Annotated in this window: 10 protein-coding genes; 7 read left to right on the plus strand and 3 right to left on the minus strand. The window is 65.2% G+C overall.

Annotated elements, in window-relative coordinates:
* Positions 1-169: 169 nt before the first annotated feature.
* From P9236_RS00140 to P9236_RS00160, 5 genes are read left to right on the plus strand one after another with little or no spacing between them, the layout of a single operon-like run.
* Positions 170-982, plus strand: coding sequence for an ATP-binding cassette domain-containing protein (locus P9236_RS00140; protein WP_278072582.1), 813 nt, complete (start codon positions 170-172; stop codon positions 980-982).
* Positions 979-2,232 (plus strand): sugar ABC transporter permease, encoded by a 1,254-nt coding sequence (locus P9236_RS00145; protein WP_278072583.1) that lies wholly within the window; start codon positions 979-981, stop codon positions 2,230-2,232. Before P9236_RS00140 ends, P9236_RS00145 begins: the two co-directional genes overlap by 4 nt.
* Before the next feature lie 38 nt (positions 2,233-2,270).
* Entirely contained in the window at positions 2,271-2,999 is a 729-nt protein-coding gene (locus P9236_RS00150; protein WP_278072584.1) for an SDR family oxidoreductase, read from the plus strand.
* Positions 3,000-3,035: 36 nt separating this feature from the next.
* On the plus strand, positions 3,036-3,794 hold the full coding sequence (locus tag P9236_RS00155) for an SDR family oxidoreductase (RefSeq protein WP_278072585.1): 759 nt from the start codon (positions 3,036-3,038) through the stop codon (positions 3,792-3,794).
* Positions 3,795-3,822: 28 nt separating this feature from the next.
* On the plus strand, positions 3,823-4,593 hold the full coding sequence (locus P9236_RS00160) for an L-iditol 2-dehydrogenase (protein ID WP_278072586.1): 771 nt from the start codon (positions 3,823-3,825) through the stop codon (positions 4,591-4,593).
* Positions 4,594-4,657: 64 nt separating this feature from the next.
* On the opposite strand, the gene P9236_RS00165 is transcribed toward P9236_RS00160, so the two are convergent.
* The 3 genes from P9236_RS00165 to P9236_RS00175 form a co-directional block, all read right to left on the minus strand.
* Positions 4,658-6,055, minus strand: a complete 1,398-nt coding sequence (locus P9236_RS00165) for a hypothetical protein (protein WP_278072587.1) — start codon at positions 6,053-6,055, stop codon at positions 4,658-4,660.
* Positions 6,052-8,928, minus strand: coding sequence for a peroxidase family protein (locus P9236_RS00170; RefSeq protein WP_278072588.1), 2,877 nt, complete (start codon positions 8,926-8,928; stop codon positions 6,052-6,054). The genes P9236_RS00165 and P9236_RS00170 overlap by 4 nt, the downstream gene beginning before the upstream one ends.
* Before the next feature lie 81 nt (positions 8,929-9,009).
* Positions 9,010-10,743: a thiamine pyrophosphate-binding protein gene (locus tag P9236_RS00175; RefSeq protein ID WP_278072589.1), complete on the minus strand. Its 1,734-nt coding sequence runs from the start codon at positions 10,741-10,743 to the stop codon at positions 9,010-9,012.
* Positions 10,744-10,828: 85 nt separating this feature from the next.
* On the opposite strand from P9236_RS00175, the gene P9236_RS00180 reads away from it, so the two are divergent.
* On the plus strand, positions 10,829-11,131 hold the full coding sequence (locus P9236_RS00180; RefSeq protein WP_278072590.1) for a hypothetical protein: 303 nt from the start codon (positions 10,829-10,831) through the stop codon (positions 11,129-11,131).
* An 8-nt stretch (positions 11,132-11,139) separates the two neighbouring features.
* Positions 11,140-12,198, plus strand: a complete 1,059-nt coding sequence (locus P9236_RS00185; protein WP_278072591.1) for a glycosyltransferase family 4 protein — start codon at positions 11,140-11,142, stop codon at positions 12,196-12,198.
* The last annotated feature ends 36 nt before the right edge of the window (positions 12,199-12,234 follow it).

The raw sequence follows: 12,234 nt of genomic DNA on the forward strand, positions 1-12,234 counted from the left end.
GCATTGTCTCCGGGGCAATGCCGTTTGCGGCATAGTCTCCGAACGCGATGCGGCGCAGCCGCGTCGCTGGCAATATACTCGGCGCGTCGCCAAGGCGACAGCCGGGCGTGTCCGGCCGCTACCTCCTGGCGGCCGGACATATCGACCGGGAACGGGGAGAAACAGCGCCATGGCAATGCCCGACACGCCGTCCACGACAAGCCGCCAGCCAGTGCTCAGCCTGCGCGGCATCTCGAAGAATTTCGGAGCGGTGTCGGCGCTCACCGATGTCGATCTCGATATCAATGCCGGCGAGATCGTCGCGCTGGTCGGCGACAACGGCGCCGGCAAGTCGACGCTGGTGAAGATCCTCGCCGGCGCGCATATGCCGAGTTCCGGTTCGATCACCTTCGACGGCCAGCCGGTGACGCTTGCCAATCCCGCCGCGGCGCTCAAGCTTGGCATCGCGACAGTCTTCCAGGATCTGGCGCTCTGCGAAAACCTCGATGTCGTGGCCAACATCTTCCTTGGCCGAGAGCTCCATCCGCTTCGCCTTGACGAAGTTTCTATGGAGGTGCGCGCCTGGACGCTGCTCAACGAGCTGTCGGCGCGCATTCCCAGCGTGCGCGAGCCGGTCGCATCGCTCTCGGGCGGGCAGCGGCAGACGGTCGCGATCGCCCGCTCGCTGCTGATGGAGCCGCGGGTCATTCTCCTCGACGAACCGACCGCCGCGCTGGGCGTCGCGCAGACGGCCGAGGTGCTCAACCTCATCGAGCGCGTGCGAGATCGCGGACTGGGCGTCGTCATGATCAGCCACAACATGGAGGATGTGCGCGCCGTGGCCGACCGCATCGTGGTGCTGAGGCTCGGACGCAACAACGGCATCTTCTTGCCTGGCGCATCCAACCAGGAACTGGTGACCGCGATAACCGGCGCCGACGACAATGCAGTCTCGCGGCGCGGCAGGCGTGCAGCCGAGAAGGAGCGGGGAGAACAGCCATGACGACGGCTTCCGACCGCAATCCCGGCGCGCTGCTCGATCGCAGCGACGAGCGGCTGAAGGATCGCAGCGGAGCGAAGGGCGCCATCAGAGGCTTTCTCGATCGCGTCCGCTCCGGCGATCTCGGATCGCTGCCGGTGGTCGTCGGACTGGTGCTGATCTGCACCATCTTCCAGACGCTCAATCCGGTCTTCCTGTCGCCGAACAATCTGGTCAACCTTTTGTTCGACTGCTCGACTGTCGGCATCATCTCGCTCGGCATCGTCTGCGTGCTGATGGTCGGCGAGATCGACCTGTCCGTCGGCTCCGTCAGCGGCTTGTCTTCCGCGCTGCTCGGCGTGCTTTGGGTCCAGTGGGGCTGGCCGGTCGCGCTGGCCATCGTCACTGCCATGGCGGTCGGATTCGTGACCGGCTGCGTCTATGCGTTCCTGCTCAACAGGCTCGGCATGCCGAGCTTCGTGTCGACGCTGTCGGGCCTGCTCGCCTTCCTCGGATTGCAGCTCTACATCCTCGGCCCGACCGGCTCGATCAATCTGCCTTACGATTCGCCGCTGGTGAATTTCGGCCAGCTCCTGGTCATGCCGCATTGGGTGTCGTACACGCTGGCGGTGGTGCCCGGCGTGCTCGCCTTGGCTCTCGGCTACCGCAAGGCGCAGCGCCGCCAGGCCGCCGGGCTATCGTCGCGCTCGTTCGGCGGGCTTCTGCTCCAGGGCGTCGCGATCACGGTCGCGCTCGAGCTGGTAGCCTACTATCTCAACCTGTCGCGCGGCGTGCCCTGGATGTTCGCGCTATTCGTCGGCCTGGTCGTTGCGATGAATTATGCGCTGAAGCGGACCCAATGGGGCCGTTCGATGACTGCCGTTGGCGGCAACCGCGAAGCGGCGCGCCGCGCCGGCATCAATGTGCGGCTGATCTACACCAGCGCCTTCGCGCTCTGCGCCACGCTGGCGGCCACCGGCGGCCTGCTCTCGGCGGCACGCCTGGCAACCGCCAGCCAGCAGGCCGGCACCGGCGACGTCAACCTCAACGCCATCGCGGCGGCCGTCATCGGCGGCACCAGCCTGTTCGGCGGCCGCGGCAGCGCCTATTCGGCGCTACTCGGCATCATCGTCATCCAATCCATCGCAAGCGGCTTGACGCTGCTCGATCTGTCATCCTCGCTCCGGTACATGATCACCGGCTGCGTGCTGGCGATCGCGGTCATCGTCGATTCTCTCGCCCGCCGCTCGCGTGTCTCACACGGCCGCGCCTGACAGCTCATCAAGAAGGCGGCTCATCGAAGAGGATCGCAATGTCTGAAAGTCTCTCCGGCAAGGTTGCCGCAATCACCGGCGCTGCCTCCGGCATCGGGCTGGAATGCGCCCGCGCCATGCTCGCCGCCGGCGCCAAGGTCGTCCTGGTCGATCGCGCCGAGGATAAGCTGAAGGCGCTCGTCGCCGAACTGGGCGACGATGTATTCGCCGTAGTCACCGACCTGCTCGACCCGGCAAGCGTCGACCGCATGATGCCCACGATCCTGGAGAAGACGGGCCGGCTCGATATCTTCCATGCCAATGCCGGCGCCTATGTCGGCGGCGAGGTGGCGTCGGGCGATCCCGACCAGTGGGACCGGATGCTGAACCTCAACATCAACGCCGTGTTCCGCACCGTGCACGCCGTGCTGCCGCATATGATCGAGAAGAAGAGCGGCGACATCATCGTCACCAGTTCCGTGGCCGGTTTCGTTCCCGTGGTCTGGGAGCCGATCTACACGGCGTCGAAATTCGCCGTGCAGGCCTTCGTCCATACGCTGCGCCGCCAGGTGCTGAAACACGGCATCCGCGTTGGCGCCATCGCGCCCGGTCCGGTTGTCACGGCGCTGCTCAGCGACTGGCCGAAGGCCAAGATGGAGGAGGCGCTGGCGGCCGGCAGCCTGATGGAGCCTAAGGAGGTAGCCGACGCCGTGCTCTTCATGCTGACGCGGCCGCGCAACGTCACCATCCGCGACCTCGTCATCCTGCCGCAGAGCGTGGACATCTGAGTCGTTCCTCCACCTTCGCATGATGGAGCCGCAATCATGATCCTCGACCGCTTCCGACTGGACGAGAAGGCCGCGCTGGTGACCGGCGGCACGCGCGGGATCGGCCTTGCCATCGCCAAGGCGCTTGGCGAGGCCGGCGCGCGCGTCGTCGTTGCGGGCCGGACGATGAAGGATGAGGCACGGCAGGAGCTCGCGCGTCTTTCGTTCGATTTTCTCGTCGCCGAGATGCTGGACGAGAAAGCGCCGGACAGGCTGGTCGCGGATACGCTCGCCAAGGCCGGCCGGCTCGACATTCTGGTCAACAGCGCCGGCATCGCCGTGCATGGCGACAGCGGTGACTATCCGGAGGACATCTGGCGGCAGACGATGGCGATCAATGTCGACGCCGTGTTCCGCTGCTGCCGGGCGGCGCTGGCGCCGATGCGACGCCAGGGTGGTGGCGCGATCCTCAATGTCGGCTCGATCTCCGGCATCGTCTCCAACGTTCCGCAGAACCAGGTCGCCTACAACAGCTCCAAGGCGGCCGTGCACATGATGACCAAGAGCCTGGCCAGCGAGGTCGCGGCCGAGAACATCCGCGTCAACGCTGTTGCGCCCGGCTACATCGAAACGGATCTTTCGCGCGGCGGCATCGAAAATCCCGACTGGTTCCCGATTTGGCGCGGCATGACGCCGATGGGCCGCGTCGGCCAGCCGGAAGAGGTTGCCGCGGCCGCGCTTTTCCTGTGCTCTCCCGCATCGAGCTATGTGACCGGCGAGGTGCTGGTCATCGATGGCGGCTATACAACGCGCTGAGGCAGGGCGCTGAGACAGGAGAATTGCCATGAAACTCAAGGACAAGGTCGCCGTCGTCACCGGCGGCGCGCAAGGCATCGGAGCCGCCATCGTGCGCGGCTTCGCCGCGGAAGGCGCCCAGGTCGTCATCGCCGACATGGCAGTAGACAAGGCGGAAGCGCTGGCGCGCGAGCTCGGCGGCAAGGCTTCCGCTGTCCAGCTCGACGTGCGCGACCTCGCATCGATCGAGGCGATGGTCGATTCGGTGACGAGGACGCATGGCGGCATCGACATCCTGGTCAATAATGCCGCCGTCTTCGACATGGGGCCGCTGCTCGAAATCTCCGAGAAGAGCTTCGACCTGCAATTTTCGGTCAATGTGAAAGGCCTGCTGTTCACGCTGCAGGCGGTGGCCAAGCGCATGGTGGCGCAAGGGCGCCGCGGCAAGATCATCAACATGGCCTCGCAGGCGGGACGGCGCGGCGAGGCGCTGGTCGCCGTCTACTGCGCGACCAAGGCCGCCGTGATCAGCATCACGCAGTCGGCCGGCCTTGCGCTGATCAAGCACGGCATCAACGTCAACGGCATCGCGCCGGGCGTGGTCGACACGCCGATGTGGGATCAGGTGGACGCGCTGTTCGCGCGCTACGAAAATCTGCCGATCGGCGAGAAGAAACGGCAGGTCGGGTTGGCGGTGCCGGCCGGGCGCATGGGCGATCCCGACGACTATCGGGGCGCTGCCGTCTTCCTGGCGTCGAGCGATGCCGACTATGTCGTGGCGCAGACGCTCAATGTCGACGGCGGCAACTGGATGAGCTGATCGACGCCCTCGACGCTGACGCCCCGGAGACCGCCGGCGAGCGCCACGGCGCATGCCGTCACCATCAGTGCCAGTCGCGCGCGTGGTTGAGATGTATGTCGGTGAGGCCGTTGCGGAAGAAGCGCTGGTAGTAGCCGACATCGACGTGATGCACCTGCAACCATATGCCGGGCACATGAATGGCGTCGCAATGCGCCGGGAAGCGGCCGTGCGTCTCGTAGATGTAAGCGCAGATGTCGCACACGCAGTCGATGACCTCCGGCGTATACACCGCAGCCTCGCTGAGATAGCGGTGGCCATAATCGCCCTTGTAGATTTCGGCAAAAAGCTTCTCGTCCGCGTAGAGGCCGCTCTTGCCGAACTTCTCCTCGATCACTTCGGCGACGGCGTCGGCCATCGTGTCGTAGTAGGGCGGCGACATGCCCTTGATCAGGTGCTCGCCCTTGAAGCGCAGGCCGATCGGGTTGCTGCGCAGATTGGAGTATTTCGGCAGCGGTATGTGCCAGCGCAGCAGGTCCATGAGGCGCCAGCGCGGCACCGCCACGTCGAAGCCGAGCATGGCGCCGTAAGTCTTTGAGAACTTCGGATCGCCGAGCAGTACCGGCGGGCTGATCGAGCCATGGATCCAGGCGCCGAGCCCCATGGCATCGGCGACGAGGAAGATGTTCTGCAAGAGCAGATCCGCCTCGATCTGCGTGCGCAGCGAGCCGATCGCGCCGAGCGGGATCTTCAGGTCCTTGTTGAGGAAACCCTTCCTGACCCAGCGCTTGACGCCGGCCGAACGATAGAAGTTGCGATCGTCGACGATGTGAGGCCGCGCGCCATCGGGCTGGGTGAGCAGGTACATCATGCCGTTGATGTACTGGCGCGAGAGATCGACGACCGGCAGCAGGATGGTGGTGCCCGGCAGGTTGGAGAGGAAGCGGTTGGAATCGAGATAGGCCGGAAAATCGCGCTGGCCTTCGGCGACGTCGAGCCGGCGATCGAGAATCTTCACCTTGGCTTCCCGCGCACGCTCGACCAGTCGCTCCGGCGTGAAGGCGGTGTTGCCGTCGGCGGGCGGCGGCATTTTGCGCAGGAAATAGGTGCCTGAGTCGTTGATCAGGAAGAAATGCGTGCCTTGCGCATTGTCGGGGCTGCCCGCGGTGCGGCCGGCCATGGTGAGGTTGGGCTTGGCCATCACCGGCTGCCTCGTCGCCGGATCCTCGAAGGGCCGGTCGGGCATGGTGAGGCCGGTGCAGCCGGTCATGGCGATCAGCACCGCCTCCTCGAGTTCCGACAGCGGCTCGCGCGGCTCTTCGGATTGATAGCTCATGCTGCCGGCGAGCACCGAGCTGCCCTGGCTGACGCGATGTGTGCGGCGGCGGAAGATCGTCTCGACCAGCGGCCGCCTCAGCAGTACGTCGAGCCCCGAAGCGATGCCGCCCTTTGCCGTCGGGACCGGCTTGATCGGCGCCGTCATGGCTTCGCTCCCGCCATGGCCGGGTCGGTGCTTGCGGGCACGATCGGCCGCCAGGGCGCAAACGCGCTCTGCGTTCTCGGCAGCACCGAGGCGAGGTCGGGGCAGTGGCGCAGGATCAGGCTAGTCATGCCGTTGTTGGCGATCCAGTCGATGCCAAAGGGCGAGTAGATCTCCGGCCGGTAGTCGACGGTGAGGAAGCGGTCGCTCTGCAGCCGCCGCGACGCCATCAGGATGAAGATGCGGAAGGCGGTGTCGCTGAAGCCGAAGCCCGCCGGCGCCGGCTCGGAGAGCAGGCCTACCACGGTGTCGATCTTGTCGACGTCGCCGTAGATCTGCTTGAGCAGCCGCGCATCCTCGGGGCTCGCGGTGACCTCCTCGAAGCTCCTGATGCGCGGCCGGTGCAGACCGGCACGAAAATCATTGTAGCGCGGCACGCCGCGCCGCCTGGTGCGCACGATGTCGACCACCGAGAGGTCGATGATCTCGTTGTCGCGCTCGAGCTTCAGCAACGACCTTGGGAAGTTGTGCAAGGCGATCGCGCCGGGATGCGCGACGCCGAAGGAATAGAGCGTGTTGCGCAAGCCGAAGGAGCGCATGATGTCGTCGGCATTGGCGCCCTGTATGTCGAGGAAGCCCTTCTCGGCGATCTTCTCACCTGACCGGTGGTGGTAGAAGCAATAGTCGTCCGGCAACAGCGGATGCATGCGGTAGACGGTGGTGAAATCCTCGGTCAGCGAATAGGGCGCGGTGTGGTGATCCGGCATCGTCTTCGGGATACCGGTCGACGCATGCTCGTCGAGCAGCCACAGGCCGAATTTGGTCACCCAGTCATTGGCCGGCGGGCCGTTCCAGTTGCTCGAGAGGCCGACCTCGATCGCCCGCGTGGCGAGGATTGCCGGCGTCCACTCCACCGTATGGATCTTGGCGATGAGCGCCGAGACGATGAGCCGGGCCGTCTGGTAGATGCGCTCGTCGTCCCAGTTCCTGTAGCGCGAGCGCAATTCGTCGCAGAGCAGATTGTGCTCGCGCGCGAACAGCGTGTGCATGGCGCTGAGGCCGAGCCACCAGCTCTCGTTGAAGCCGGTCACCTCGAAGCCTTTGATGTCGACCGGCAGGTGGTTGTCGACCAGCCTGACCTTGGCGCCTTCGCGCAGCATCATCGCCTTGGTGCTGTTCGGACCATAGACTTCCGAACCGTCCCACCAGTGCGAGGCGGCATTGCCGAAATAGATCGGCGGCCAGCCGGGGCCGCGGTCCAGTTGCTGGTTGCCGGCAATGCGCATGACCTGTTCCGGCTTGCCGCCGACGGCGTTCGTCCACTTCATGCCGGGAGGCAGCGGCACGGTGATATCGTTGGTGCCGAGCGGATTGCGGGCATGGTTCACCCAGTCATGCACCTGAAACTGGATCCAGGCGGCGGCAAGGATGTTGAGCGAGCGTGCCGGAATGAACGTCTCGCGATGCAACAGTTTTTCCGCGACGACGACCGGATTCGGCGTGTCGAACAGGTCGGGCGCGTAAGCCGGTGTCAGGTTGCGGCCGAAGGTGGCGCCGACCGCGCCCATCTTCGGCACCGACAGGTCGTTGTAGGTGCCGTCATAGGTGCGCGTCTGCCGCACTTGCTCGGCGATCGGCGGTTGCGGCTCCGGCCGCGCCTCAGGCGGCGCCTCGACCGCTTCCGTGTCGATGAGGTTCTTCTGCCTCAACACGTAGCGGAAGGCGTCGAGGTTGAGCAGGCTGAGGCGCAACGGCAGCTTGTGCCATTCGACGAAGCGATTGATGGCAACGAAGGACCGGCGCGCAATGGCGCCGAGCACGCGGTTGCGCAGCGGCGCTTCGGTGCGCCAGCGATAGGCGAGCCGATGCGCGGCACTCGCGTCATAAACCACCTTGCGCGCCCGGTTGAGATTGCCGAGCGGACGGAACTCGTCGGTCGTGTTCCACGGGTTGAAGGCGAGCTCGTCGATCACCCTCGTGTTGGTGAAGGCCTCGGCGGTGCCGACCGACGGCTGGGTGATGGTGAGCTCCGCCACCTTCACCGGCGGCGAGACGGTTTCGGTCCACTCGACAGCGGTATCCTCGATCGGCGTCGAGCGCTCGTCGATGTAGGGCTGGACACAGAGCTCGAAACGGACGTCGCCTGCCGCGAGCCGCGCGGCGAATTCGTTCGACAGATAACTCGCATCCGTTGTGGACGCCTCTGGCGCGGGTGCCGCGCTCGGCACCGGCCGCAGCAGATAACGCACGGCGAGTGTTTCTCCCCAGCGGATGGCGCCGCGGCTCCAGAAGGTCTCCAGCGCGACGCTGTTCACCTTGCGGTTGCGCCCCTTGGAGACGTTCCTCAGCATGTGGATCACTTCAGCCGGACCGAAGCGGAAGGCGAGGCCGACAAGGCCGATCAGCTTGCCGATCGCGCCGCCCGCGGTCGCCCTGGCGAAGGCGACGAACTGCCGGGCATCGCGGGCGTGCGAGACCGGGAAATTGGTGGCTAAAAGGTCGTGCTGCTCCTTGTCCGAAACCTTGACGCGCAGCGCCACGCCGCGCAGGTCGGGCTTGTAGTCGGGCTGGCCCGAGCCGTTCGCGTTGGAGAAGCGCACGATCGCCGGATAGGATTTTCCCGGCTGGGCGAAGCCGGCGCGGAAGTCGGCGGGAAGATCGTCATTGAAGCGCAGCGTCGCGTCGATCGAGGCGAAGATCGGCTTGGCATGGAAAGCGCGCTGGATGCCCGCCGCCTTGGAGCGCTGCCTGGTCTTCAGCTGGACATGCATCATGTCCTGCGCCAGCCGCTCGAACAGCAGGCGCTCATCCTCCGCCGAGCCTTGCGGTATTTCGCGCCAAATCGTCGTTGCTTGCCTGCCTGGTTGCGTTAACAACGCTGCCTCCCTGGCTCGAAGCGGTTCAGCGTTTGTTAGACTTGCCGAACCGCTCCTACTCTTTGTTTTCACGGAAAACCGCTACGCAGTTTCCCTGGAATTGCCCTCGTCCGGGCGGATGCGCTCCGCGATCATTTCGGCGACGCCGGCGACCACGCCCTCGGGCGAGGCGCTGTAGTGCGGCAGCGCCAGGCGCGTGATGTGGGCGTCGATGATCGCGGGCTTGCCGAGCGCCAGCGCGTCCTCGAGCGCGGCTTCGAATTCTTCCAGAGTCACGACGCGATAACCCCTCGCGCCGCAGGCCTGGGCGTAGGCGACGTAGTCGGGATTGCCGAAATCGACCAGGCCGTATTCCTGGTAGGATTGCAGCTGGTAGAGTTTGATCAGCTGGAACTCGGCGTTGTTGAAGACGATCCAGATCACCGGAATGTCGTATTGGACGGCGGTGAGCAGCTCGAAGCCCGAGAGCAAATAGCAGCCGTCGCCGCAGCCGACGATCACCGTCCGCTCGGGATGGGCGAGCTTGACGCCTAGCGCGCCGTTGACGTTGCCCGCCATCGGGCCGAAACCGCCGGGCTTGTGGAAATTCTGGCCCGGCGCGATCTGCAGATAGTAGCCGAGCCAGGCGAGGTGCGCGCCGGCATCGGCGAGAACGATGGCATTGTCAGGCAGCCGTTTCGACAGCGACTGCGCCATCTGGCCGGGATGGATCTTGCCGGTGAGATGGAGGATATGCTCGTCGCTGTAGTCGGCCGCCTCGCGATCTGCCGGCGGGCTCGGCTCGAGCAAGCCCGACATCTTGTCGAGCAGAGCGCCGACGGCCAGCCTGGCGTCGCCGATGATGGCGCCGTCGGCCTTGTAGACCTTGTCGATCTCGCCGATGTCGATGTTGATGTGGATGAGCTTGCGGTCGGCGAACAGGTCGTCGCGGAAGCCGAAGGTGGCGTGCTGGGCGAAGGAATTGCCGACGGCAAGGACGACATCCGCCTCGAGGAAAGCCTTCCAGGCGGCGCTGTGGCCGCTGTCGCAGAAGACACCGGCGCACAGAGGGTGCCGCTCGGCTATGATGCCCTTGCCGTCCAGCGTGGTCGCGAAGGGGATCTGATAGCGTTCGACGAGCTGCTTCAGCTCGTGGCCGGCGCCGCTCTTCACTGCGCCGAAGCCGATCAGCGCCAGGAGCTTCTTGCCCTTCTCCAGCGCCTCCACCAGCTTTTCGGCCACATCCTGCACCCGAGCCGGGTCCGGCAGGACAGGCCTCACCCGAAGATCAATCGGACGGAAATTGTCGACCGAAACGCCGTGATCGGTGAGGTCTTCCGGCACATGGATATGGACGGGACCCGGCCTGCCTTCGAAGGCGATGTTGACGGCTTCTTCCAGCACATCGCAAGTTTTCGAGGCATCGGTGAGCAGGAAGGATTTCTTCGTCGTCGCGGCAAACATCGCCTGCGAGTTCGGCGTGCGGCTCACGCCCGACGTCTCGTTCAGTGCGCCTTTGCCGGTCCATCGGCGCGAGGCGTAACCGGAGACGGCAAGCACCGGGTAGGAGTCCGACATCGCGACCGCAAGTCCGGAGAACAGGTTGAAGGCGCCGGGGCCGGCGGTGGCGAAGCAGACACCGAGGCGGCCTGAGAACATGGCATAGCCGCAGGCCATGAAGGACGCAGCCTGCTCATGCCGCGTGATCACCGGCCGGATCGACTTGGAGTGTTTCAGCGCCAGCATCAGCCCGGCGGCATTTTCGCCCGCGCCGCCGAACGCGGCGCCGACGCCGATCCCCTCCAGCCCTTTGACGATCGCCTCGTAGACCCGCATCCGCATCGCCCCCGACTGCGCTTCCGGCCTGCGCGATCGAAGGGGTTCCGATGTCGCGCGGCGGAATGGGCAGAAGTATTTACAAATGGAATCAATAGACACAGCAATTTATGCTTCTGGCCGCGTGCTGACTGTGAAACCGCTAACATTCATGGAAAGTGGAGACAAAGCTCAAAGCAGCAATGCCAAGTATTTCCAGCGCGATGGACTGAATGCGCCCCAAAAGATCGGCGAGGCGGCGCCGACCAAAATGGGCCAGTCGTCGGCCGGCCATTCGCCGTATATCCGCGCTCTCGCGAGCGCCCGGCGCCATATACTCCGCCACATGCGGCCGATTGGGAGGAACGATCTCGCGGCTGACGCATTTTGGTTCCCGTCAACAGTTTGAGGGAATCCATGCGCATTGCCCATGTCGCGCCGCTCTATGAATCCGTCCCCCCGAGATTTTATGGCGGCACGGAGCGCATCGTCTATTATCTCACCGAAGCGCTGGTGGGACTGGGGCACGACGTGACGCTGTTCGCGAGCGGCGACAGCGAGACCTCGGCGCGGCTGGTGCCGGGCCGCGACCAGGCGATCCGCCTCGACCCGCGGCCGAAGAAATCGGAAATCGCTGCGCATCTGGCGATGCTTGCCGACGTGCGCGAGCGGGCCGACGAGTTCGACGTCATCCATTTCCATCTCAGCCATTTCGCGCATTTTCCGTTCTTCGAGCACATGTCGGGACGAACGGTGACGACGCCGCATGGCAGGCTCGACTATGTCGACCTGGCGCCGGCCTACAAGCGCTTCCCGCGCTTTCCGATGATCTCCATCTCGCACAGCCAGAAGCGGGGATTGCCCGACGCCAACTGGCTGGCGACGATCCATCACGGGATCCCGGTCGATGCCTATCAGCCCACGTATGACCCGTCACCCGAAGAGCCGTATCTAGCCTTTCTCGGGCGCCTTTCGCGCGACAAACGGCCGGACCGCGCGATCGAGATCGCGCGCCGGTCCGGATTGAAGCTGAAGCTGGCCGCCAAGATCGGCGATGACGACCGCGCCTATTTTCACGACGAGATCGAGACGCTCATCGACGGCGACCGCGTCGATTATGTCGGCGAGATCGCGGAAGACGAGAAGGCCGGCTTTCTCGGCAACGCCGCGGGCCTTCTGTTCCCCATCGACTGGCCGGAGCCGTTCGGCCTGGCTCCGATCGAGGCCATGGCTTGCGGCACGCCGGTGATCGCCTGGAACTGCGGCGCCCTGCCGGAGATCATCGACCAGGGCGTGACCGGCTTCGTCGTGGACACCGCCGATGAGGCCGTCGCTGCGATGCCCACCCTTCTCGAACTTGATCGACGGCGGGTGAGGGCGGCCTTCGAAAAGCGGTTTTCAGCCACCAGGATGGCACGCGACTATCTCGCCGCCTATATGCGCCTGATCGGCATCCGGGAGGCGAGAGCCTCCTGATCGGCATTGTCTTCGGGGGCGGGACAAAACGAAGAG

The organism is Mesorhizobium sp. WSM4884, from assembly GCF_029625675.1.
In the GTDB taxonomy this organism is placed as follows: Bacteria; Pseudomonadota; Alphaproteobacteria; order Rhizobiales; family Rhizobiaceae; genus Mesorhizobium.